General features: G+C 35.3%; 16 protein-coding genes. 14 read left to right on the top strand and 2 right to left on the bottom strand.

Going from position 1 to position 26,998, the window contains the following annotated elements:
- Positions 1-378: 378 nt before the first annotated feature.
- Positions 379-825, bottom strand: a complete 447-nt coding sequence (locus OZP12_RS09305) for a tyrosine-type recombinase/integrase (protein ID WP_349293576.1) — start codon at positions 823-825, stop codon at positions 379-381.
- 23 nt (positions 826-848) lie between these two features.
- Positions 849-1,406 (bottom strand): site-specific integrase, encoded by a 558-nt coding sequence (locus OZP12_RS09310; protein WP_281228815.1) that lies wholly within the window; start codon positions 1,404-1,406, stop codon positions 849-851.
- Positions 1,407-2,044: 638 nt separating this feature from the next.
- On the opposite strand from OZP12_RS09310, the gene dnaK reads away from it, so the two are divergent.
- From dnaK to OZP12_RS09380, 14 genes are all read left to right on the top strand, one after another.
- Positions 2,045-3,928, top strand: coding sequence for a molecular chaperone DnaK (gene dnaK / locus OZP12_RS09315; RefSeq protein WP_281228816.1), 1,884 nt, complete (start codon positions 2,045-2,047; stop codon positions 3,926-3,928).
- A 366-nt stretch (positions 3,929-4,294) separates the two neighbouring features.
- Positions 4,295-4,825: a DUF6252 domain-containing protein gene (locus OZP12_RS09320; protein WP_281228817.1), complete on the top strand. Its 531-nt coding sequence runs from the start codon at positions 4,295-4,297 to the stop codon at positions 4,823-4,825.
- A gap of 106 nt (positions 4,826-4,931) precedes the next feature.
- Complete coding sequence (gene corA, locus OZP12_RS09325; protein ID WP_281228818.1) at positions 4,932-6,002, top strand: magnesium/cobalt transporter CorA; 1,071 nt, start codon at positions 4,932-4,934, stop codon at positions 6,000-6,002.
- A 142-nt stretch (positions 6,003-6,144) separates the two neighbouring features.
- Positions 6,145-8,238, top strand: coding sequence for a phosphate acetyltransferase (pta, locus tag OZP12_RS09330; RefSeq protein WP_281228819.1), 2,094 nt, complete (start codon positions 6,145-6,147; stop codon positions 8,236-8,238).
- 47 nt (positions 8,239-8,285) lie between these two features.
- A complete protein-coding gene (locus OZP12_RS09335) occupies positions 8,286-9,482 on the top strand; it encodes an acetate/propionate family kinase (protein WP_281228820.1) in 1,197 nt (398 codons plus the stop codon).
- A gap of 98 nt (positions 9,483-9,580) precedes the next feature.
- Positions 9,581-12,325, top strand: a complete 2,745-nt coding sequence (locus tag OZP12_RS09340) for a helix-turn-helix and ligand-binding sensor domain-containing protein (RefSeq protein WP_281228821.1) — start codon at positions 9,581-9,583, stop codon at positions 12,323-12,325.
- Positions 12,326-12,567: 242 nt separating this feature from the next.
- Positions 12,568-15,579 (top strand): SusC/RagA family TonB-linked outer membrane protein, encoded by a 3,012-nt coding sequence (locus OZP12_RS09345; protein WP_281228822.1) that lies wholly within the window; start codon positions 12,568-12,570, stop codon positions 15,577-15,579.
- A 4-nt stretch (positions 15,580-15,583) separates the two neighbouring features.
- Positions 15,584-17,038 (top strand): RagB/SusD family nutrient uptake outer membrane protein, encoded by a 1,455-nt coding sequence (locus OZP12_RS09350; protein ID WP_281228823.1) that lies wholly within the window; start codon positions 15,584-15,586, stop codon positions 17,036-17,038.
- Positions 17,039-17,056: 18 nt separating this feature from the next.
- Positions 17,057-18,031: a LamG-like jellyroll fold domain-containing protein gene (locus tag OZP12_RS09355; protein WP_281228824.1), complete on the top strand. Its 975-nt coding sequence runs from the start codon at positions 17,057-17,059 to the stop codon at positions 18,029-18,031.
- A gap of 73 nt (positions 18,032-18,104) precedes the next feature.
- Positions 18,105-19,493: a glucoamylase family protein gene (locus OZP12_RS09360; RefSeq protein WP_281228825.1), complete on the top strand. Its 1,389-nt coding sequence runs from the start codon at positions 18,105-18,107 to the stop codon at positions 19,491-19,493.
- 13 nt (positions 19,494-19,506) lie between these two features.
- On the top strand, positions 19,507-20,214 hold the full coding sequence (locus tag OZP12_RS09365; protein ID WP_281228826.1) for a carboxylesterase family protein: 708 nt from the start codon (positions 19,507-19,509) through the stop codon (positions 20,212-20,214).
- The gene (gene bglX / locus OZP12_RS09370) at positions 20,211-22,511 is read left to right on the top strand and encodes a beta-glucosidase BglX (protein ID WP_281228827.1); all 2,301 of its coding nucleotides are present in this window, start codon (positions 20,211-20,213) and stop codon (positions 22,509-22,511) included. The genes OZP12_RS09365 and bglX overlap by 4 nt, the downstream gene beginning before the upstream one ends.
- 320 nt (positions 22,512-22,831) lie before the next feature.
- Complete coding sequence (locus OZP12_RS09375) at positions 22,832-24,721, top strand: discoidin domain-containing protein (protein WP_432419527.1); 1,890 nt, start codon at positions 22,832-22,834, stop codon at positions 24,719-24,721.
- Positions 24,722-24,853: 132 nt separating this feature from the next.
- Positions 24,854-26,953, top strand: a complete 2,100-nt coding sequence (locus tag OZP12_RS09380; protein WP_281228829.1) for a glycoside hydrolase family 97 protein — start codon at positions 24,854-24,856, stop codon at positions 26,951-26,953.
- Positions 26,954-26,998 lie beyond the last annotated feature (45 nt).

Raw genomic sequence — 26,998 nt, forward strand, 5'->3', positions numbered from 1 at the left:
TTATTGTTTTTAATTTTCGTTTTAATTTTCTACTAAAAAACTTTTCAGGTTTCTGTTGGCAGATTCCAACTTTCACACTTTTACTTTTCAAGTTCTGCTTTTCACACTTCAGTTTTTCGTCTGTAAATTGTCAGATTCCTAATTTCAGACTTCTTTTAGCGATTCCGATTTTCACGCTTCTGCTTTGTAAACTTGCGGAAACAATGTTTATTTTCTGATTGTTTTCATCTGCGTAATTTCGGCATAACTCCCGCATAACTATCTTATATGCGCATAAACTAAACAGGTTTTATGTTGAATTGGCATGTTATGCGCAAGTTTTGGTTTTAGTTTATGCGTATTATTTTTTAATAATAGTCACAAAAATAAGAATATTTCTTACGTGTCAAAAGGATTGATGATGTTTTTCAAAGTGGTGCTGCTCACGTGTGTGTAGATCATGGTAGTTTTAGGACTGCTATGTCCTAATAGATCCTGAATGTAGCGCAAATCGGTACCACTTTCTAATAGGTGAGTGGCAAAACTGTGGCGAAGCGTATGCAGGCTTATTTGTTTTGTGATTCCTGCTTTTTTGACGGCTAGTTGTAAAATGTTTTGTGCGCTTCGGCTACTGTATTGACCTCCATATTGTCCTTCAAATAAATAAGTTTTGGGTTTGTAAATTGCATAGTATTCTCTTAGTAAACTTAAAACTTTTGTTGATAATAGGGTGTATCGGTCTTTTTTTCCTTTTGCATTCTTGACGTGAATTAGCATTCTTTGGCTGTCTATGTCAGTCATTTTCATGTTTATTGCTTCGCTAATTCGAAGACCAGATGAATAGATTAGGGCTAATAATGTTCTGTGTTTTAAATTTGAATTAGTCTAAATGTTTCTTCTTTGCTTAAAACATTGGGTAGTGATTTTGCATTTTTTGGGCGATGTAATGTTTCAGTGTCTATTTTAGTATTCTTAATGATTTTAAAAAATAATTTTATCGAATTGATAATTTGATGTTGGTATGATGCTGAAAGGTTATTTTTCAGGATGTAGTTGTTATTGAAAACAATTACGTCGTCATTTGTGATGTCGGTTAGGGCTTTTTCTCGGTAAAAGACCAAAAAGGATTTTAAGGCTTCGCTATAAGTATTGATGGTACTGTCGCTATAGCGTTTGGAGCGCAACCATTGTTTGAATTTTTCGATATTTTCTATTCCTTCGGGCGAGGGTACGGTGTGGGATAAGGAGGGGATTTTGAACCGGATTCGGTTTTCTTCGGTATCCGGTAAGTGCCAAACGCCTAGAGTCTGGCTCCATCGAGCGCCTTCCAGTTGTTTGATTCGGGCGATTAAATCGGCGTTTTTTTCGAAATAAACGGCTATTCGTTTTTCTTTTTTGTGTGTAATGGGCTGTGCTTTCCAATTCATAAGGCGTATAAATAGGTGTGAATGGTATATAAGAGTCTGTTTAAGTTTTATTTATTGGCTCTCTTATGACGATTTTTGGCTACAACTTCGTTAAATTTTTATACAATAGCTCTGCTATTTTATAAAAATTTGCCTCGTTTCACTCAAAAATCCTCTAATAATAAATTTCAAAAATAAAATTTAAACAGGCTCTAAAGATATTGATTTTTAGTGAAATACTCTTTTTTAAGGATTTGGTTGTTATGAAAAACAAATGCCTAGCCCAGATGGAAGCGGCATCCTGTTGTCCCGGGGTTCGGGACAACAGATACAGCGGACAGCTGGAAATAGCTCCTTAAAAAGAAGGCAGAAGTTAGAAGTTAGAAGTGGGAAGTTAGAAAATAGAAGACTGAAAATTGGCAATAGATAAGGTAACGTAAAGTATATTTGCCTAGTCTACCTCTCATTTGCTTCGCCAGTTCGCTGTCACTCGTGTGGAGAGGGTCGGGGAGAGGAAGAAATGTCAGTTTGTCATATCGTTTTGTGACAATTGTTATGAAAACTGACAATTTACTAGGTTTTTTATATTGGCATAATCATTGCCTTAGAGTCTTCGAGTTGTTAAACAAGTACACAATAAAAATTAAATATATTAAACAATGGGTAAAATAATCGGAATTGATTTAGGTACAACGAACTCTTGTGTTTCTGTAATGGAGGGTAACGAAGCTGTGGTAATCCCTAATGCTGAAGGTAAAAGAACTACACCATCTATCATCGCTTTTGTTGAAGGTGGAGAAATTAAAGTGGGGGATCCTGCAAAAAGACAAGCAGTAACTAACCCTACAAAAACGATTGCTTCTGTTAAACGTTTTATGGGACACACTTTTGCCGAAATTACTGAAGAGGCAAAAAGAGTTCCTTATTCTGTAGTGAAAGGTGACAACAATACACCACGTGTGGATATTGACGGTCGTTTATACACTGCACAAGAATTGTCAGCAATGACACTTCAAAAAATGAAAAAAACTGCTGAGGACTATTTAGGTCAAACTGTTACTGAAGCGGTTATTACTGTTCCTGCTTACTTTAACGATGCACAACGTCAAGCTACTAAAGAAGCTGGAGAGATTGCTGGTCTTAAAGTTATGCGTATTATCAACGAACCAACTGCTGCTGCTTTGGCTTATGGTTTGGATAAAAAAGGTAAAGATCAAAAAATTGCTGTTTACGATTTAGGTGGAGGTACTTTTGATATCTCTGTTCTTGAATTAGGTGACGGTGTATTTGAAGTATTGTCAACTGACGGTGATACTCACTTAGGAGGAGATGATTTTGACCACGAAATCATTGACTGGTTGGCTGACGAATTTAAAGCTGAAGAAGGTATCGACTTGCGTCTTGACCCAATGTCATTGCAACGTATCAAAGAAGCTGCTGAGAAAGCAAAAATTGAATTGTCTTCTTCTGCAGAGACTGAAATCAACTTGCCTTACGTAACTGCTACTGCTTCTGGACCAAAACACTTAGTTAAAAAATTATCAAGAGCTAAATTTGAGCAATTGACTGACTCATTAGTAAAACGTTCTATGGCTCCTGTGGCTAAAGCGTTGAAAAATGCTGGTTTATCAGTTTCTGACATTGACGAAGTTATCTTGGTTGGAGGTTCTACTCGTATTCCAAAAATCGTTGACGAAGTTGAGAAATTCTTCGGTAAAAAAGCATCTAAAGGTGTTAACCCTGATGAAGTTGTTGCTATTGGAGCTGCTATTCAAGGTGGAGTTCTTTCCGGAGATGTAAAAGATGTATTGTTACTTGACGTTACTCCATTGTCTTTGGGTATCGAAACTATGGGTGGTGTAATGACTGTTCTTATCGAAGCTAACACTACTATCCCAACTAAAAAATCTCAAGTTTTCTCTACTGCTGCTGATTCTCAACCATCTGTTGAAATCCACGTATTGCAAGGAGCTAGAGCAATGGCTGCTGATAACAAAACTATCGGTCGTTTCCACTTAGACGGTATCCCACCAGCACCAAGAGGAGTTCCTCAAATCGAAGTAACTTTTGATATTGATGCTAATGGTATCATCAAAGTTTCTGCAACTGACAAAGGAACTGGAAAATCTCACGATATCCGTATCGAAGCTTCTTCTGGATTGACTGCTGAAGAAATCGAAAGAATGAAAAAAGACGCTGAAGCTAACGCTGATGCTGACAAAGCTGCAAGAGAAAGAGCTGAAAAATTGAACGAAGCTGACGGAATGATCTTCCAAACTGAGTCTCAATTGAAAGAGCTTGGAGCTAAATTATCTGATGATAACAAAGTAGCTATCGAGTATGCATTAACTGAATTGAGAATGGCTCACCAATCTCAAGACATTCCTGCAATTCAAACTGCTCTTGACAACATTAACGCTGCTTGGAAAAAAGCTACTGAAGAAATGTATGCTCAAGGAGAACAAGGTCAAGCTGCTGCTGAGCCACAAGCTCAATCGCAAGGAGACAATGTTGAAGACGTTGAATTCGAAGAAGTAAAATAATCTTTTTTAGATAAAAGATAATAGACTTTTAGATTATAGTAAAAACCGAGCCATTTCTGGCTCGGTTTTTTTGTTGGATGGGATTGTGATAAGGAAAAGATTTGTATCGTGGCATTGTAAAGATGTATGGAAGTGCGGTAGAGACACACACGGTAGAGATGCACTGCAGTGCGTCTTTACAACGCAGATGTGTTTTGACAAATGCATCTACAAATTATTCATCTTTATTTAATAATGTAAACCGAGCCGGAAATGGTTCGGTTTTTTTGTTTGTATGATTGAATTTAATACCATATTTTTTTGTGTTATTTTTCTTTTTTTTTAAAAATAATAGTTTTTTTTGTTAAAATAAAACAAAGAATTATTATGAAAAAAATCATTGGAATTGGGTTATTAGTTATGTCATTAGTTTTTTTTGGATGTAGTAAAGATGAAGATTCAGAAAGTGCGACAGGTTCAATAACTGCTACTATTAATGGGACTCCTTGGGTAGGGACAAAAATCATTAATGTATCACTTATACAATCAACAACTTTAAAAGAACAACGTTTTGATATTAGTGCTCAGGATGGAAAACAGATGTTAGCATTGGCTGTCTCAAGTGAGTTGACAACAACAAAAGGAATGCCTGTTCGTTCTTATTCTTATGAGGATGATGTAGCCTTATTTATAAATACTTATATAGATGGAGCAAATACTTATACAGAACATTCCCCTGTAAGTGGTGAATTGATAATTAAATCTATTGATACCGATAAGAAAACTATTTCAGGAACATTTAGTTTTAAAAGTGAAAAAGTAGGGGTTTTACAAACAGCGATTGTAACCCCAGATATTGTAAATGTCACTAACGGCGTTTTTACAAATTTGACTTATACTGTCATATCTGAAAAGTAAAATATATTTTAAATAATAATAACCGGGTCAGAAATGGCTCGGTTTTTTTGTGAGGTAAAGCTAGGGTCTTGTAATTTTTTTGTAATATTACTTTACAAATAATTTTATGAGAAAGATCAAATACAGAAAAGGGAAACGAGTGCAGGCCTATTCATTCGAATATACGGGACAACACAAAGACAAAAAGGTTGAAATGCAATTGTTTGTTTATGACGATTGCTCTGTAAATGTATATGAGAATGCGCATATTGAGTCTTTGGAAAAACATATTGATTTGAATAAGAAAAATTGGTTAAATATTCACGGATTGACTGATGTTGATTTGCTTAAAAAAATAGCCGGACATTTCAATATAGCCGATTATATGTTGGCCGATATTTTGAATACAACCAAAAGGACCAAAGTAGAAGAGGAAAAAGATGTTTTGTTTTTTAATATAAAATCAATGTTACCAACCGAAGGTTCAGATGAAATTAGGGTGGAGCAAATCAGTTTTTTGTTGAAAAAAGGGATTTTGATTTCGTTTCAGGAAAAAAGAAGTGATTTTTTTACGCACATTCGGGAGCGAATTAGAACTAATTCGGGGGTTGTAAGAAATAAGAAGGCAGATTATTTATTGTTTGTATTATTGGATGCCATTATTGGGAATTTTTATATAACACTCGAAAATGAAGAAGACAAGGTAGAGGAGTTAATAAATTTTACAAAAATGAGCGCTGATCCTATTATTTTGGAAAAAATTGAAAAACACAGGGATAATTTCAATTTTTTGAAACGCTCAATTATTCCGCTACGGGATTCTTTGTATGAAATAAAAAGCATTAAAGAAGACGATGTTTTTAATGAAATAGAACCCGATAATTTTAGTTTTTTTACCCGTTTACATCAAAAATGCCTGGAACTTCTGGAACAAATCGAGGCAGATATGGGAGCCTTGGAAAGTGCTTCCAATTTCTTTTTTGCAGCCCAGGCCCATAAGATGAACGAGATTATGAAAACGCTGACAGTTATCTCGGTGATATTCATTCCGTTGACTTTTATTGTAGGGGTTTACGGGATGAATTTTGATAATATGCCAGAGCTTAGATTTCGCAATGGTTATTTTTTGGTAGTTGGTTTTATGTTCTTGGTGGTAATTGGGATGGTTTTTTATTTTAAAAGACGGAGATGGTTTTGATTTAAGTGTGTAAATCACATTTTTAAGTGTGTAAATTACATTTTTGCAAATGAAACCTGATTTTGGTCATATTTATAAGGGAATTAAAGGTATAATTTTGCATGAAAGTTTAGAAAACATAAAAATTTTAAAAAATAGGAATATGAAAAAAGCTATTTATATTGCAACTATTGAAGAGAATTGCGGTAAAACAATAATTACCTTGGGATTATTGAGAATGTTACTGGGAAGAACTGCAAAGGTTGGATATTTCAGGCCTGTGATTGAAGATTATGAAGAGGGGAAAAAAGATACCCATATTGAGATGGTACTTTCACATTTTGATTTGGATATTAAATATGAAGATGCTTATGCCATAACAAAAAGTAAATTAATCAAGAAAAAAAACAATGGAAAACTAGGCGACGTTGTTGATTTGATTATTGAAAAATATAAAAAACTGGAAGACCGTTTTGACTTTATTTTGGTCGAAGGAACCAGTTTTACAGGAGAAGGTACGGTTATCGAACTTGATATGAATGTTTTGATTGCCAAAAACCTTGGAGTTCCAACCATTATCGTGGGATCCGGAGAAGGTAAAACTTTGGATGAATTAGTCGATAATTTGAATTTGGCTTATAATTCATTTAAAATAAAAGAAGTTGAAGTTTTGGCAGTTATTGCCAATAAAGTACAACCTCAGAATTTGGAATTGGTATCAAGTGCGTTGCAAAAAAGCTTGCCGCCATCAGTTCTTATCAATTCCATTCCATTAATTGGTAGCTTGAACAATCCTACGATACAAGAAATCATTGAAGCATTGGATGCCAAAGTATTGTTTGGTCAAGAGTATTTAAACAATCAAATTGGAAGTTATAGTATTGGTGCTATGCAATTACGTAACTATTTGCTTCACCTTAAGGATAACGCCCTTGTTATTGTTCCAGGGGACAGAGCCGATATTATTCTTGGGGCATTGCAGGCAAATGAGTCTGTTAATTATCCAACAGTTTCAGGGATTGTTTTGACAGGGAATATTGTTCCGGAAGATAGTATTTTGAAACTAATAGAAGGGCTTTCGTCCGTAGTGCCAATCATAACGGTAGAAAGAGGCACTTATCATATTGCCAATGAAATAGGTAATATTAAACCGAAAATTTATGCTCAAAACACTCAAAAAATTGAAACTTCGATCAATACTTTTGATAAATACGTTGACTTAGATGTGTTAATTGATAAGTTTAACGCCTTTAAAGCAGAAGGAATGACTCCTAAGATGTTCCAATACAATATGGTGAAAAGAGCCAAAGCGCACAGAAAGCATATTGTTTTGCCGGAAGGAAATGACGAAAGGATTATTATTGCTGCCGCTCGTTTGCAGGCAATGGATGTAGTTGATATTTCTATTATTGGAAATAAAAAACAAATAGAAAGCAAAGTAGCCGAATTAGGTTTGGAATTTGACTTTAATAAAGTGCCTATCATTAATCCGATAGAATCTGAACATTATGACGATTATGTAAATACTTATTATGAGTTACGTAAAGCGAAAAATGTTACTCCAGCAATGGCAAGGGATTTAATGGAAGACGTTTCGTATTTCGGTACCATGATGGTATACAAAGGACATGCTGACGGGATGGTTTCGGGAGCTGCGCATACAACGCAACATACTATTTTACCAGCGCTACAGTTCATTAAAACGAAACCAAATTCGTCAGTAGTATCCTCCGTGTTTTTCATGTGCTTGGAAGACCGTGTTTCTGTTTTTGGAGATTGTGCGATCAATCCGAACCCAACTGCAGAACAACTTGCAGAAATAGCAATTTCATCTGCTGATTCGAGTATTTCTTTCGGAATTGAGCCAAAAATCGCTATGTTGTCTTACTCATCTGGTACATCAGGAAAAGGAGATGAGGTAGAAAAAGTAAGAACTGCAACTGAAATTGTAAAACAAAAACGTCCTGACCTTAAAATTGAAGGACCAATTCAATATGATGCTGCGGTTGATCCAGAAGTTGGACAAAGTAAAATGCCAAATTCTGAAGTGGCTGGTCATGCCAGTGTATTGATTTTCCCTGACTTGAATACAGGTAACAATACATATAAGGCAGTTCAAAGAGAAACCGGGGCATTGGCAATCGGACCAATGTTACAAGGTTTGAACAAGCCTGTAAATGATTTGAGCCGTGGTTGTACAATTGATGATATTATAAACACAGTAGTTATCACAGCAATACAAGCGCAGGAATTTTAACAATAATGAGTATTTACCAATGTACTCATCAAATTAAATAAATAAAAATGAAAGTAGTAGTTATAAACTCGGGGAGTTCTTCGATAAAATACCAATTGATTGAAATGCCTCAAGGCGATGTGATTTGTTCCGGAATGGTGGATAGAATTGGCTTAGAGTCTTCAAATTTAACTTATGTGACCAATGCTGTCAAAGTTGAAGAAACATTACCAATTGCAAATCATAAAATAGGTTTGCAAAAGATTTCTCAATTGTTGATGGATGATACAGTAGGGGTTATAAAAAGTACCGAAGAAATTAAAGCCGTTGGACACAGAGTAGTGCATGGAGGAAGTTCTTTTTCGGAAACAACATTAATAACTAAGGAAGTAAAAGATGAAATAAGAAAATTATGTGAAATAGCTCCTTTGCACAATCCTGCACATTTAGAGGGAATTATTGTTGCTGAAGAAATTTTTGTAGAAGCAAAACAGATAGTTGTTTTTGATACAGCTTTTCATCAAACAATGCCAGAAGAAGCTTATAAATATGCTATACCGAATCAGTTTTTAACAGAAAATAAACTTAGGGTGTATGGCTTTCATGGAACATCGCATAAATATGTTTCAGAAAAAGCAATTCAATATCTAAAATCTGTAAATAAGCCGTATAAAAACATAATAACTTTGCATTTGGGCAATGGTTGCAGTATTACTGCTGTTAAAGATGGCAAATGTATTGATACCTCAATGGGCTTTACACCAATTAGCGGATTGATTATGGGAACCAGAAGTGGTGATATAGATGCGTCAGTGTTGTTTTATATGATGAAATCATTGAAGTACACTGTAGACGAAGTTAGCACTTTATTGCAAAAACAAAGCGGAATGCTTGGTTTGACAGGTTATAGTGACTTAAGAGATATTCAAACTCAGGCAAGCCAAGGAAATAAAGACTGTCAATTGGCTTTGGCTATGAATGCTTATAGAATAAAAAAATACATCGGTTCCTATACTGCTGCATTAAACGGTTTGGATGCTATTATTTTTACAGCCGGTATTGGAGAAAATTCAGCAGAGATAAGAAAGTTGGTTTGTACCGATATGGAATTCTTTGGAATTGAATTGGAGGATGCCAAAAACGAAATTCGTTCCAAAGAAATAAGAGAAATCAATACTGCAGATGCTAAAACAAAAGTTTTGGTTATCCCAACTAATGAAGAATTGGAAATAGCAAATCAGGTTTATGATTTGCTATTAAATTAAAAATGAAATAACTTAATCAAAAAGCCTCTGTGATAAGAGGCTTTTTTTGTCGATTTTATTGAAGAAATGTAATTATATTTGATAAAAATCTTCTTCTTTTGAAAACGAAACTACTTCATATATTTTTTTTCTGTTTTTTGTCATCGCAATTATTTGCTCAAGAGTTACTTCCTTTTGTTGAAAATTATAACAAATCAAACTATCAGGGTGATAACCAAATTTGGAATGTTGTTCAAGGAAATGACAATGCGATGTATTTTGCCAATAATTACTATTTGCTTAGGTATGACGGCGTAAAATGGGAGAAATATACGTTGCCCTACAAAACAATTATTCGATCTATAATGGTAGATGGAGACCGAATTTACTCTGGTTCTTATCAGGAATTTGGTTATTGGTCCCGAAAAAACGCCAAGATGCATTATGTTTCTATTACAAAAGGGAAAAAAGTATTTGATGCAAAAGATAATGAGGAAATATGGAAAATATTTAAGTTTAACAACAAAATTTATTTTCAGTCTTTCAATAGTATTTTCGTGTTTGACGGTAAGTCAATAAAGAAAAAGCCATTTCCTTTTTTGATATCCTATTGTTTTGTTATTGATAATCAATTATTAATCGCTTCAGTTGAAAAAGGAATTTTTCGGTTGACTAACGGAAAAATCGAAAAAGTAAATGGATTGTCTCTTTTGGAAAATAATGTTATTCACGCCATCCAAAAGCATGAAAATAAGGTTTATTTTTTTACAAAAAAGAGCGGGGTTTATGTATTTGAGAACAATGTTTTGAGTCCCTGGAAGAGTAGTTTGAATGATATTTTGAAATCTGCCAATATTAATGTTGCGCAATTTATCCAAAACAATAAATTGGTTATCGGAACAGCCAATAAAGGTGTTTATATTCTCGATTTGAATGACGGTTCATATAAAAATATCAATCGAAATAATGTCTTGATGAACAACTCAATTCTTAGTATTGGTCAAGATAGTGAAAATGACTTGTGGCTAGGGCTAGATAACGGAATTACTCATATCGAAGTCAATTCTCCAATTTCAATATTTTATGACAGTTCTGGTATTTTAGGGTCTGTATATTCCGTAGCGAGCACTCCAAAGGGGTATTTAATGGCTTCTAATCATGGTATTTTTAAGTATGAAGACAAGCAACTGTCATTAATTCAAAATACACAAGGTCAGGCTTGGAATATTAGTAAAATTAAAGATCAGTATCTCATTGGCCACAACGAAGGAACCTACATTTACAAAAATGATGCGTTAAGTAAATTGAGTAATATTAACGGAGGCTGGAATTTGACTAAAAGTGGTATTAATAATTCGTACCTGCAAGCAACTTACAGCGGAGTTGTTGTTTATAATAATTCTAATGATTTAAAGCAAAAAACGGTAATTACGGGAATACAAAAACCAATCAAATATCTTGCACAAAACAGGAAAAATGAAATTTGGGCAGCAGACAATAACAGAGGTTTGTACCGTATTCTTTATAATGATGACTATGTGACCACCAAAGTCGAAAATGTGACCCAACGCAGTAAAATTAACAATGACTTTGGGGTTAAGATATTTGAATTCCGTAACGAAATTCTCTTTCTAATAGACAATTCATGGTATACTTTTAATTCCATAGCAAATCAATTGGTGCCCAATGAACTATTTAATACAAATTTTAAAAATGTCTCTGATATTGTTGCCATAGATGAAAATCATTTCATGGTACTTCAGGAAGGGCTTTTGTATCATATAAGTGCTCAAGGGACTAAATTCATCAAAAACTGCATTCAGGAGAAATATTATAAAGGAAAAATCATCAATGGAAACTTGAAAGTGTTTAGGGATAAAAACAGTTATTTACTAAATCTGGATGATGGTTTTATTTCAATGGAATTTAAATACGATGGGAAAAAGAATGTCAATGTTAAGATTGAAGCTTTCAATGACGATATTTTGGTTAAAAATAATTCAAAAATCAACCATAATTCAGAGCTGAGGATAAATGTAATATCAGGAATTTATGGTGCGTCAAAACCGGATTTGTTTTATAAAATAAATGGGGACAAAGTTTTTTTTCCAGTCAAAGAGGGATTAATCCTTTTGAATAACCTTAATAGTGGTTCGAACGATGTCACTATTTACAGTAATGACGGGTTGAATTATAATAGAATAACCGGTTTTCAGTTTGTAGTGGCCAGAGCATGGTATTTTTCAAACTTGATGATTTTTGTATATCTGATTTTGATAGGACTCATCCTTTATCTTTATTATAAGTGGAATAAAATGAAATACATTCAGAAGCTCGAATTGCAAAAAGAGGAATTGAAACATCAGAAGGAAATTATGGAAATGGAGTTGAAAGCCGAAAATGAATTGAACATTCAGGAGTACGAAAAGCATATTTTGGAATTGGAATTGCAAACAAAATCTTCAGAAGTCGCAGGGAAATCACTTTCAATAGCCAAGCAAAGCGAGATGATTGAGAATATTCAGAATATCCTTGATACAGAATCGGATTTCAATAAACTGAAGAGTGAGATCAAAAAAGCAATAAAAATCAATGCTGTCAATAAACATGAGTGGGAAGTTTTTGAAACCAATCTCAATCAGATTAACAACGAATTTATAACTGCCTTATCCAAGAAATATCCGCAATTGACTTCAAAGGATATTAAGCTGTGTGTTTACCTGAAAATGAATCTTTCCTCCAAAGAAATTGCTCCAATGATGAATATTTCTTTTAGAGGAGTGGAGCTACATCGTTATCGTTTAAGAAAGAAATTGGGACTTGCACAAGATGAAACGCTTTCTAAATTTTTATTATCCATATAAAAAAGTGAATTTTTTTGTTAATATTGTGTTTATTTTATACTTTTTTTATTGAATTATAATACATCATCACTACATCATCGTTCTTCGGTGTAGTTTTTGAATGTTTTTATAAATGGCTGTAAAATAAGGATTTGTTATTTGATTATCAGGGTTTGATGTATTTATGTAGTAGTGTCTCTTCGGCTACTACAACGTTGTAATTGGTTAATTTAGCTCAACTAACTTAAACGTTTAACAAACCTATGAGAAATTTTATTTTTAGCTTTTTAGCACTCATTCTCCTTCCAGCCTATATGTCTGGTCAAGTAATCAAAGGAAAAGTAGTAGATCAGACTGGAATAGGAGTTCCTGGCGCATTTATTGTTGCAGGAAATGTTTCAGCAGATACTGATTTTGATGGAAATTTTAGTATTGCAGCCAAAGAGGGTACAATATTAAAAATTAGCTTAGTCGGTTTTGAATCGGTATCAGTTCCGGCGACTTTAACACCTATGACCATTACGCTGAAAGAATCAAAAGACACAGCGCTTAAAGAAGTGGTTGTCATTGGATACGGTACAAGAAAGAAAATAGATAATACTACTGCTATTTCTTCTATAAAAGCCGAAGAGATTACCAAAACCAAAGTATTGAATGCTTCTCAAGCGATTCAAGGTAAAGCGTCTGGGGTACAGGTGATATCATCTGATTTACCGGGTAGTACGCCTTCAGTAATTATTAGAGGTTTGGGTACTGCTTTGGGAGGGCGAACTCCTTTATATGTTGTAGATGGAATGCAAACAGAAAACATCAATAACATAAACTCAAACGACATTACTTCTTATGAAATTTTAAAAGATGCATCGGCACTCGCTATTTACGGTACAAGAGCTGCTAATGGAGTAATCATCATTACAACTAAAAAAGGTAAAGGAGAGAAAATATCTGTAGAAATTGAAAGCTTTGCAGGTATGAGGGAGCCTTTGAAAAAGGTTAAAATGGCTGGGAGCAATAAATATTCCCACTATTCTAATGTTGCATTACAATCGACTACTTTTTCTCAAGATCAGCCTGTAAATACAGATTGGTTTGATGAAATTACCAGAACAGGAACTTATACTCAAAATAATATTTCTATTTCTGGAGCATCAGAAAGCATAAAATACTTTTTCAGTTTAGGAAATTACGAAGAAAAAGCAGTTTTGAATGGTTTAGATTATGGTCGTACAACTTTTAGAAATAATAATGAATATAAAATTTCTAAAAAATTGACTTTAAATCAAAATTTCAGTTTTACTTCTGGAAAATCTGTACCAAAACCATTGAGTGCTTTTACAAATGCATATAAGCAATCGCCAATTGTGCCAGTTTATTTTCCTGATGGTAAATATGGTGTGTCTCGTGTAGGCAATGATGGTTTTGCAAGTGAAACTGGTTCTTCATTTAATAATGTTGGAAATCCGGTGGCTCAGTTGAATTTTTTCGATGAGCAACAAAGAAGTGTAACCTTGCAAGGTGGATTGAAGTTAGATTATGAGATTATAAAATCATTGAAATTTACTTCACAATTTAATGGTGAATTTTATACTTGGAAACAATACAATTATGATGACACAAAAAACATTTGGTTGGCTGCAAACCCCAACAAAGTTTCAAGTGATTATGAAAATGAATTTCCAAATGCGAATATAAATTTATTGACTAAAGGCAGAGAACAATACTTTAATTGGAATATGTCTAATTATCTGACTTATAATGAAGTGTTTGGTGAAATTCATGATGTAGAGTTGACAGCAGGTATCGAGACTTCAGTTAAAGGCCCGAGAGAAAAACTGACAATAGCTAGAAAAAATGTTAATTCAAATTCTAATTATTGGTCTTTGAAAGGAGATAATGATTATGAAACAAATATAACAAGTTACCAGGATGAGGTTTTTAATGAAACTAAATTGGCATCTTATTTTGGCCGTTTCCAATATAAATTAATGGATAAATACTTGTTTACCGGAACTATTAGACGTGACGGGTCTTCAAATTTTGGAAAAGATTACCGTTGGGGTAATTTTCCCGCCTTTGGTTTAGGTTGGGTTATAACCAAAGAAAAGTTTATGGAAGATGTTAAAGTGATTAACTTGTTGAAATTAAGAGGCGGTTGGGGTAGATTAGGTAACCAAAACGTACCTCTTAACAATCAGTCGTATACATCTGGTCCAAATGCTTATTTAGGAGGTTCAATTTTAAATCTGGGAACAACTATTAGTTCTCAAATTGATCCTAGTTTATCTTGGGAAATAACCGAAGAATCTTCTGTTGGTTTAGATTTTGAATTATTAGACAACAGATTAAAAGGAGCTTTTGATGTATATGATAAAAATACTTCAAACGTAATTTTAAATACTAAGCCATATTTAACTTCTGGAATCACATCGGCTTCACCAGCACATGTTGGAGAAGTTTCAAACAAAGGATTTGAGGTTTCTTTGCGTTGGGATGACAAAATTACTGATGATTTTAGTTATTGGGTTGGAGGTAATTTTTCGAACAACAAAAATGAAATTACTGGTTTAAAAGATGTTATCCTGTCTCCAGTTATTGGAGGAGGATTAGGAAACGGACAAGATACAAAATTGTTAGATAATACTACAGTTGGTCAGCCATTAGGAAGTTTTTATATCTATCAATATGCTGGTTTTGATGCTACAAATGGAAAAATGATGTATTATAATGCAGCTGGAGAAAAAGTTACTCAAGATGCATTAAACGCAAATACAGATAAAAAATATGTTGGCTCTAGTTTACCAAAATCAAATTACGGATTATCATTAGGGTTTAATTACAAAAACTTTGATTTTTCAGTTGATGGATATGGGACTAGCGGGGCTAAAGTTTATAATGGTAAAAAAGCACAGCGTTTTTCTGGAGAAAATATTGAAGAATCTCTTGCTACAGATTTTTGGACAACAAACAACTTGACAGCTTCAAACCCTGCACCATTCAATCAAGTGCCAGTAGCTTCTACTTATTATTTAGAGTCTGGCGATTTCTTTAGAATCAACAATATTACATTAGGATATAAACTGCCAATTCAAAGTAATAATTTGATTAGCTCTTGCAGAATTTATGTAAACGCTATTAACCCATTTATTACACAAAAATTCTCTGGTTTCTCACCTGAATTAAACGGAGATGGAAATCCTTATGGAACCCAAGGTGTCGAACTTGATGCTTATCCAACTTTAAGATCATTTGTAATTGGTGCTAATTTAAAATTTTAATACAATGAAAAAGATATATATAGCAACGTTTGTATTTTCAACGTTCTTTTTTGCGGGATGTGCAGACGATTATTTAGATGTAGACCAAACAGAATCTATTTCTACAAAAGATACAGAATTATATAATAATGATGCTGGTGCAGCTCAGTTTGTAACGGCCATTTATAATAAATTCTTGAATTGGGATATGACTTCATTCGGATGGATAGGTCTTTCAAGTATTACCTCTGATGATGCCGATAAAGGTTCTTCACCCGGAGATACGGGTACTGATAAGGATGTATTGGATGCATTGACTTATAATGCTTCAAACCCATCTGCAGAAAGTACTTTTATTGCAAATTATGATGGAATTAACAGATGTAATCAAGCCTTAAATATCATTCCAAAATTAGATAAGGCTGATCCAAATTTAAGAGCTAGATTAATTGGCGAAGCTAAATTTTTAAGAGCATTCATGTATTTTACTTTAGTAAAATGCTATGGCGGGGTACCTATTGTAGATCATTTACCGGTTCCTGGAAATGATTCAGATAGAATTATGCAGTTAACACGTAAGACTTCTGCAGAAGTTTACACTTTTATTGAAGCTGATTTGAATGATGCAATTGCCGCATTACCTGAAAAAACAGCTTATTCAGTAAATGAAAGATCGAGAGCTTCAAAAGGTGCTGCTTATGCTTTATTGGCAAAAGTAAGTTTGTATCAGAAAAACTGGCAAAAAGTAATTGATAATTGTAATAAGATTACAGGATACTCAATTGTAAGTGATTATGCTTCAATGTTTAGAGCGGCAGGAAAATTTGATTCTGAATCTATTTTTGAAATTTACGCTCAGGGAGCAGCTCCTGCCAAAGGAATTGAGGGATATTCTAACACCCAAGGCGCTCGTGGTACCGGAGGTTGGGGCTGGGGTTTTAACTCTCCATCACAAAGTTTGGTAAATGCTTACGAACCTGGCGATGTTAGAAAAGCAGCAACAATCATTTTTAGAGGATCTACTTTATATGATGGAAGGGTTGTTCCAAATACAGTGGAAAACGAAAGATACAACTACAAAGCTTATTCTTCGGCTTACACTGATGCTTGGGAAACAGATGTTGATATTAAGTACCTAAGATACGCTGAAGTTTTGTTAATGAAGGCTGAAGCTTTAAATGAATTGGGTCAAACTTCGAACGCTATTCCTTTGTTAAATCAGATCAGAAATAGAGCTGGATTAGCAAATACAACTTTTAGTTCTCAAGTAGATATTAGAAATGCGATATGGAGAGAAAGAAGAGTGGAGATGGCTTTTGAACACGACAGATTCTTTGACTTAGTTCGTACAGGTCAAGCTAAAACAGCTTTTGCAGTTGATGGAAAAGTATTTACCGTAGGTAAAAACGAATTGTTTCCAATTCCAGCGACATTCATTAAACAGGCTGGTGGATTGTCTCAACAAAATCCGGGTTATTAATTCTTAAAAATTGTAAAGATGAAAAAATATAAATATGTTTTCTTGCTTTCTTTTGTTTTAGCTTCAACATTGTTTGTTGGCTGTGAAGATAGTATCGATAAAGTAAATGATCCAATTCCTTATGAACCGATTGGTGGGTATGAGAATTCAGATGAGATTGCCACAGCAAATTTGGTTTCTAAATTTAGTTTTGAAAACAATTTGACTGATAGTAAAGGTAGTATCACTAATTCTTTGGGAACTAATATTGGTTATGCAGTTGGAGCAAAAGGGAATGCTTATAATGGTTCTAGTTCACAAGAGCGTTATTTTGTAGGAAATGCTAGTTCTGCTATTACAGGCTTAAATAGTTTTACCTTTTCTTTCTGGATGAATACAGCCAATACAGTTGATCCTGCAACTCCAGGTCAAGGAAAAGGAGCTCAAGGTATTTTTACAGTGGTTCGGCCTACAGAGTTTTGGGGAGGATTAAATGCGTTTTTGGAAAATCCAGATAGTGCTCACCCTGATCGTATTCGATTAAAATTTGATTTAGAAAACGGTAGAGATGGTGTGGCTTGGAGAAGTCAAGGGGCTATTGTTAACATTGACAATAATCTGAACAAATGGGTTCACGTAGTTTTTTCTTATGATGCAGCCAAAAGTATGATCTCTGCTTATATAAATGGTGAATTAGCAACTAATTTAGGATCGTTTCCTTACGCCCCTGCTGCAGGTGTAAATGGTACGGCTACTTTATATGCTGATAATCCTGGAAGTATTGACAATATAAACGGTGCGCCAAAATATGGAGATTTTAAAATGGTAGGTACTAATGGAAAAATTGTATTTGGAACTCATCAATTTGAAACTACACCACCTCAAAATAATGGAGGTCAACAAGATTGGGCAACTAGTTTTGCCGGTTTATTAGATGAGTTTAGAATTTACAATATAGCACTTTCTTCAAGCGATGTTCGCTTTTTATACAAATTAGAAAAAGACAACAGATAAGAATTGATTATACACACCTGGTCAATACAACTAGAATCAGGTGTGTATTTTTTTAGCCATTAAATTTATAAAAATGAAAAATCATCTATTCTTACTATTTTTTTTGAGTTTTTTCAATTCATGTACTTCTTCAAATTCATCGGATGGGAAATCTGGAGGTACACCTTTGCCAACAACTCCAACAGCGCCTGTCACAGCTTTGACAGATGAACAAGCCATGGATCAGGTTCAAAAAGATGCTATAAAATATTTTTGGGATTATGCCGAACCCAATTCAAAATTGGGAAGGGAACGCTATCATACAGAAGATCCTGGTTTCGAGGTCAACAAAGTTACTACGGGAGGTTCTGGATTTGGGTTAATGTCTTTGATTGTTGGAATAGAAAGAGGTTTTATTCCAAGAGCCGAAGCTGTTACCCGAATGACAACTGCAATGGATTTTCTGGAAAAAGCCGATCGTTTTCATGGAGCATGGGCGCATTGGATGGATGGGACTACAGGGAAAGCCATTTCTTTTGGCAATAAAGATGACGGAGGTGATATAGTCGAAACGGCTTTTTTATGCCAAGGTTTGATTGCCGTTCGGGAATATTTTAAAAACGGAAACACTCAGGAAAAAGCATTGTCTGCCAAAGCAGATAATTTATGGAAAGGTGTGGAATGGAGTTGGTACACCAATGGCGAAAATGCTATGTATTGGCATTGGTCACCAACCTATCAATGGGAGATGAAATTCAAATTGGAAGGGTATAATGAATGTTTGATAGCTTATATCATGGGAGCTGCTTCTCCAACGCATCCTATTCCTGCTGCTGCTTATCATGAAGGTTGGACACGAAGCGGAACTATCGGTACAACAAAAACTCAGTATGGAATCCCTTTGATATTTAAATACAATACCGTTAGCGGAAATGTTGGCCCGTTGTTTTGGGCACAATATTCTTATTTGGGATTAGATCCTTCACAACTTACCGATAAATATGCTAATTATTGGGAATTAACACAAAATCAGGCCAAAATTGTATATGCTTATTGTGTTGACAATCCGAAGAAATGGGCTGGCTATTCTGAAAAATGTTGGGGTCTTACAGCAAGTTATACCCGAAACACTGATGGAACAACCGGTTATGCAGCCCATGATACAGACAACGATTTTGGGGTTATTACTCCAACGGCTGCATTGTCTTCTTTTCCATATACTCCAAAAGAAAGTATGAAGTTTTTGCATTATTTGTATGATGAAAAGCGAAGTACTTACATAGGAATTGCAGGGCCTTATGACGCTATTTCGCCACATTATAATTGGGTTACTCCACGCTATTTGGCAATAGACCAAGGAACGATTGCTCCAATGATAGAAAATTACCGTACCGGTTTGCTATGGAAATTGTTCATGAACGCGCCTGAGGTAAAACAAGGTTTGCTGAATCTTGGTTTTCATTCTGGAAAATATGGATTTTAAAACTGTTTGGTAGATGAAATACAATCTGATTGTACCTTTTTTTTTGCTTTCATTGATGTCTTTTGCACAAAAAGATATCATAGCCAAAACAAATATTGAGGTAGTACAAAAACAGGAATTGGGTTACGCTTTGCATTTTCCTTTAGATAGTAAGGAAAAAAAACCTTTGATAATTTTTCTGCACGGTTCTGGTGAAAATGGTTCTGATGTGGAAAAAGTGAAAATTCATGGACCTTTCAAATATTTAAAAAACCATGATATAGATGCTTATGTTCTTGCGCCTCAATGTCCGGAAGGACAGCAATGGAATTCGGATTTTTTATATCAATTGATTTTAAAAATTCAGAAAGAAAACAATATTGATGAAAACCGAATATATATTACTGGGTTAAGTTCAGGAGGATGGGGAACATGGAGTCTGGCTTTAAAACACCCTGAAATGTTTGCCGCTATAGTTCCTGTTTCCGGTTTTGTAGACCTCAATCAGCTGGAAGAGATATGTAAAATAGATGCTGTTCCTGTAAGGATTTTTCATGGCTTGATGGATGATGTCGTTCCTGTAGCTAATGATTTGGTAATATATAAAGAATTGAAAAAATGTAATAAAGACGTTGAGTTGACTCTTTTTAATGATGCAGGTCATGATTGCTGGACTCAGGTTTATGACAATCCACAAATTTATGCATGGATGTTGAAACAAATAAAAAAAGATAAAAAATGAAAAAGACATTAATTGTTCTATTCTTAGGCTCCATTTTTTTAGGATACAGCCAAAAGAAAGATAATAAAAAAGCCGTTACGATTAAACCAAAAACCGAGTTTGTTGCCGAGTTATTGTCCAAAATGACTTTGGAAGAAAAATTGGGTCAGTTGAATTTACCGACATCGGGTGATATTACTACAGGTCAAGCTAATAGTTCTAATGTTGCAAAGAAAATCCAAGAAGGGAAGGTCGGTGGTTTATTTAACATTAAATCGGTTCAAAAAATTAGAGACGTACAGCAAATTGCCGTTGAAAAAAGCCGTTTGAAAATTCCTTTGCTTTTTGGTATGGACGTAATTCACGGTTATGAAACAACTTTTCCAATTCCGCTTGGACTTTCCTGTACCTGGGACATGAAATTGATTGAAAGAAGTGCCCAAATTGCCGCTCAGGAAGCTAGTGCCGATGGAATATGTTGGACTTTTTCCCCTATGGTCGATATTTCCCGTGATCCACGTTGGGGAAGGATCTCTGAAGGTTCGGGTGAGGATCCGTATTTGGGAAGCCAAATTGCGAAAGCGATGGTAAAAGGATATGAACAGGACGATCTTTCTAAGAAAAATTCCATTTTGGCATGTGTTAAACACTTTGCGTTATATGGTGCACCCGAAGCAGGTCGTGATTACAATACGGTTGACATGAGCCATATCAGAATGTACAATGAATATTTCCCGCCTTATAAAGCTGCTATCGATGCAGGAGCGGGGTCAGTTATGGCTTCTTTTAATGAGGTGGACGGAATCCCTGCCACAGGAAACAAATGGTTGATGACCGACGTTTTGAGAAAACAATGGGGATTCAAAGGGTTTGTTGTTACCGATTTTACGGGAATTCCGGAAATGATTGATCACGGAATGGGTGATTTGCAAACTGTATCGGCTTTGGCTCTAAATGCCGGAATTGACATGGATATGGTAGGCGAAGGATTTACTGGTACTTTGAAAAAATCATTGGATGAAAAGAAAGTTACTATTGAGCAAATCGATCATGCAGTAACGCTTATTTTGAATGCAAAATATGATTTGGGATTGTTTCATGATCCGTATAAATATTGCGATGAAAAAAGAGCTAAAACCGAAATATTTACTGCTGCAAGCAGAGATGAAGCTCGAAAAATTGCGGCACAATCATTGGTTTTGTTAAAAAATAAAGATCAAGTGTTGCCTCTGAAAAAATCGGGAACAATTGCGCTTATCGGGCCATTGGCGGATGCCAAAAACAATATGTCTGGAACCTGGAGTGTCGCGACAAAAGGAGAAAACTGTATTTCACTTTTGGCAGGTATTCAGGAAGTTGCCGGTAAATCGACCAAAGTACTTTATGCCAAAGGAAGCAACCTTGATTATGACGAAACATTCGAAACCAATGCCACAATGTTTGGAAAAACTTTGAACAGAGATAATCGTCCTAAAGAAGAATTAATTGCCGAGGCTTTAAAAGTTGCCAGCCAAGCCGATGTTATTGTTGCAGCGCTTGGTGAATCTGCCGAAATGAGTGGAGAAAGCAGCAGCCGAACCAATTTGGAGATTCCACAAGCACAGAAAGACTTGTTGAATGAATTATTAAAAACGGGAAAACCTGTTGTTTTAGTTTTATTTGATGGCCGTCCATTGGTGATAAAAGAAGAAAATGAGGCCGTTCCCGCCATCCTGAATGTTTGGTTTGCCGGAAGTGAAGCAGGATATGCTATCGCCGATGTGTTGTTTGGAGATATGAATCCTTCGGGAAAATTGACCGCAACTTTTCCAAGAAGCGTAGGGCAGGTGCCTATTCATTATGCCGCTAAAAACACAGGAAGACCTTTGATGAACAAAGAAGGCAAATTCGAAAAGTTCAGATCAAATTATATCGATGAAAGAAACGAACCATTATTCCCCTTTGGTTACGGATTGAGTTATACGAATTTTGAATATTCTAATGTGAAAATTTCATCCAATCAAATGAATTTCGGCGGAAAAGTGACTGTTAGTATTGATGTTGCAAATACCGGAAATTATGATGGAAAAGAAACGGTTCAGCTATACATAAGAGACGTAGTTGGCTCTGTAACCAGACCGGTTAGGGAATTAAAAGGTTTCCAAAAAATAGCACTTAAAAAAGGAGAAAAACAAACTGTGTCATTCGAAATCAGCGTTGAAGATTTGAAATTTTACAATTCTGATTTGAAATTTGTCGCAGAACCAGGATTGTTTGAAGTTTTCGTTGGTGGAAACTCAGATGCGGCCAACAAAGTAAGTTTTAATTTAGTTAAATAAGGTTGGTTAGTTTGGTTAGTTTGCCCTTCGTTTTTGGTTAGACGGGGGGCTTTTTTTTGTAATTGATCTGAGCTTGATTTTTTTTTTTTTGGAGCAGAATAATGAGGCTTTTTTGTAGGCATGGTTCCCGCTTTCGCCTTTATCTTTACGAGGATATCGGCTCAATCGGGGCTAGAAGGAAGCATTAGGCTTTTTTGAAAGTTTTAACCATCGGAGACAATGTTAGAAGTTCCATTTCAGGTACTAGGCGGTTTTAAAGAAAAAATGAGATTGAATAATCATTAAATGATTTTAAAATGATAAGATTTAAGATAATAGGGATGTTGCTTTTGCTTTTGAATTTCCAAATGAGTGTGGCACAAAGCAATAACGGAAAAACAGAATGGTTTGACTCTAATCGGCCTGCAACAACGTATTGTAACCCGATTAATATTGGTTATAATTACACCACAGCAAACCATAACGGAATTCCAGATTCCCGCCGTTCCAGTGCCGATCCTGTGATTATTCCCTACAAAGGGGATTATTATTTGTTTGCCACCAATCAGGCGGGTTTCTTTTGGAGTAAAGACCTATCCGATTGGAATTTTGTTTACGGCAGTTTTCAGCGTCTTCCGGGCGATGACGATCAATGTGCACCAGCAGCTTGGGTTGTAAGCGATACTTTGTTTTATGTAGGTTCAACTTGGAAAAAAGACCACCCAATTTGGAAATCGGCCAATCCAAAATCTGGGCGTTGGACGCGCCATGTTGATGTTGCCATGTTGCCCACTTGGGATCCCGCTATTTTTCAGGATGATGATAAAAAAGTGTATATGTATTACGGTTCTAGTGGCAAATTACCGCTTTGTGGTGTTGAGGTTGATTATAAAACGTGGCTGCCGAAAGGAAATCAGGATGATTATAAAAAATTGTATGCCGCAACCGAAGTTGAGGATATTCAGCACCCTTATGGCGAAATAAAACCCGTTGTCAATTTGGATCCGGCTAAACATGGTTGGGAACGTTTCGGACCTAACAATGATATGGAGCCTGCGCCTTGGGGAAATTTTATTGAAGGAGCTTGGATGACCAAACACAATGGAAAATATTATATGCAATATGGAGCTCCCGCAACCGAATTTAAAGGCTATGCCAACGGAGTTCACGTAGGCAACAATCCTTTAGGGCCTTTTACGTATCAAAAACACAATCCGATGTCGTATAAACCCGGTGGTTTTGTAATTGGTGCCGGCCATGGAAATACTTTTGAAGATAACTTCGGGAATTACTGGAACACAGGAACCTGCAAGATTTCGGTAAAAGATCGTTTTGAACGCCGTATCGATATGTTTCCCGCCGGATTTGACAAAGATGATATTATGTATTCGATAACTGCTTATGGTGATTATCCAATACTACTGCCAACTGAAAAACGCGATCAAACCAAAGGTGCTTTCTCGGGGTGGATGTTGCTTTCATACAAAAAGGCCGCAACGGTGTCTTCTTCGGAAGATTGTATGGAAGTCGAGACCCATAGAGTCGACACGGGTGGAAAAAAAGTGTTCGAAAAATTCTGTTACAACGCCCCGAATTTGACTGATGAAGATATTCAGTCGTATTGGTCGGCGAAAACGGCTAATCCCGGTGAATGGCTGCAAATTGATTTGGGCAGAAAAATGAGAATTAATGCATTGCAGATCAATTTCGCCGATCATAAAGCAACGCAACACAATAAGGCGATGGATATTTATTATCAATACCAAATATTGATGTCGGATGATAGCCAAAATTGGACCTTGGTAGTTGATAAATCTAAAAATGATAAAGACGCTCCTCACGATTTTGTGGAATTGACAAAACCAATTGAAGCCCGTTATGTAAAAATGGTCAATATTCATAACGCTTCAGGATTGTTTGCGGTTTCTGATTTCCGTGTTTTTGGAAATGGATTATCCGAAAAACCAAAAACCGTTGCTGGATTCAAAGTGGACAGAAATCCAAAGGATTCTCGAAATGCAATGATTCATTGGAATAAAGTGCCAGGTGCCGTTGGCTATACAATTTACTACGGAATTGCCCCCGATAAATTATACAACAATATTATGGTTTACGAAGGAGATTCATATGATTTTAGAGGCTTGGACAAAGGCACAACTTATTATTTTACCATTGAAGCTTTTAATGAAAGCGGAATTGGTTCAAAAGCCAAGATTATTAAATCAGAATAAGAATTGTATTTTATTAAGTAAATTCTTTAAATTTAAAAAGACTTATTATTACTATAAGGTTGTAGTTCCTTTTAAATAAATTAGAATTAGATTAATAATTATTTTTGAGTTTAGATATTAATAAATAACCAAATGAAGCATTTATTTTCTATTATTTTAGTTTTTGCAATGAGTTCAATTAGTGCACAAACCGTAAAATCCCCCTCCAATAAAATTACTGTCAATTTCAAATTAATTGACAATGTAAAGCCTTTCTATTCTGTTGATTACAATGGAAAAGCAATTGTTAAGGAAAGTACTTTGGGGATAAAGTTAAAAGACAAAACTGCTCTTGATACTGACTTTGAAATTCAGTCATCAAAAGCGGCAACTTTCAATGAATCTTGGAAACCTGTTTTGGGACAAAAATCATCTATTTTAAATCACTACAATGAACTTACGATTGCTTTGGTTCAAAAAGGGACGAATGTAAAAATGAATATCATATTCAGAGTGTTTGATGAAGGTGTTGCTTTCAGATACGATTTTCCTAAACAACAAAATCTGAATTACTTTATTATTTTTGACGAAGAAACGCAATTCAATTTGACTGAAGATTACAAAACTTTTTGGATTCCTGGCGATTTTGACAGTAACGAATATGTGTATAACGAAACCAAAATTTCTGAAATTGACAATTCAAAATTGGATATGAATAACGGAATTGGCGTAAAGTCAATTCCCGGAAAATATGCTGTTCAATCGCCATTGATGATGAAGTCGCCAACCGGTTTGTATGTAAATATTTTTGAAGCAGCGGTTGTCAATTATCCGGTAATGCATCTTAATGTTGATCCAAAGAATTTCAAATTAACATCAATTTTAGTTCCCAACGCAATTGGTGACAAAGCCTATTTGCAAGCGCCTTGCGTATCGCCTTGGAGAACAATTATGATTAGCAACGATGCAAGGGATATTGTGGGTTCACAAATGATTCTGAATCTAAACGAGCCCTGCAAATTGGATGATATTTCTTATATAAAACCAATGAAATATGTTGGGATTTGGTGGGAAATGCATGTTGGGAAATCAACATGGGATTATGCAGGATCACAAGTGGCACAAAATGTATTGACCGAAAGTCTTGCTCCAACCGGAAAACATGGAGCAACTACTGAAAATGCTAAAAGGTATATTGATTTTGCTTCCAAAAATGGTTTTGACGGTGTCTTGGTAGAAGGCTGGAATGTGGGTTGGGAAGATTGGAATGGCAACTGGAAAGAAGAAGTATTCGATTTTACGACTCCTTATCCCGATTTTGATATTGCGGCAGTTTCGGCTTACGCCAAAGAGAAAAACGTGAAAATGATTATGCATCATGAAACATCGGGGTCTGTTGCGAATTATGAACGTCATTTGGATCGTGCCTTCGATTTGATGAAAAAGTATGATTATCCGGCAGTAAAATCTGGTTATGTGGGAAGAATTATTCCTCGTGGCGAATTTCACGACGGACAAACAATGGTGAATCACTTTAATTTTGTTGCAAGACGAGCCGCTGATTATAAACTAATGCTCAATTCGCATGAATCATCCCGCCCAACGGGTTACAGCCGAACATATCCAAACTACATTGCTGCCGAAGCCGCCCGCGGAAATGAATTCAACGGTTGGAGTGTAGGGAATCCGCCAAGCCACGAAACGATTTTACCATTTACTAGGTTGCTTGGAGGGCCGATGGATTATACACCGGGTATTTTTGAAATCAAAATGAGTTATTATAACAAAAATAAAAAGGAGCAGGTTCATACTACTTTAGCGAAACAATTGGCATTGTATATTACGATGTATTCACCTTTGCAAATGGCTGCCGATTTACCCGAAAATTATGAGAAACGAATGGATGCTTTTCAATTTATCAAAGACGTAGCTGTGGATTGGGACGATACCAAAATTCTGGAAGCCGAACCGGGGGATTATTTAACCATAGCAAGAAAAACAAAAGGAAAGGAATCGTGGTTCTTGGGTGCAATCACCGATGAAAATGCAAGAAAAACAGAGATAGCTTTGGATTTTCTTTCCAAAGGACAAAAATACAAAGCAACCATTTATGAAGATGCCAAAGATGCCGATTGGAAAAACAACCCAATGGCTTATAAAATTAGAACCGTTGAGGTTAATAGTAAATCAAAATTAAGTTTGGTTTTAGCACCTGGTGGAGGAACAGCCATTAGTTTTGAACCAATTAAATAATGATTTCAATTGTACTTTTATTAAATCCTGAAAATTTTAAGTTTT

The sequence above is a fragment of the Flavobacterium aquiphilum genome (assembly GCF_027111335.1).
Taxonomy (GTDB): Bacteria; Bacteroidota; Bacteroidia; order Flavobacteriales; family Flavobacteriaceae; genus Flavobacterium; species Flavobacterium aquiphilum.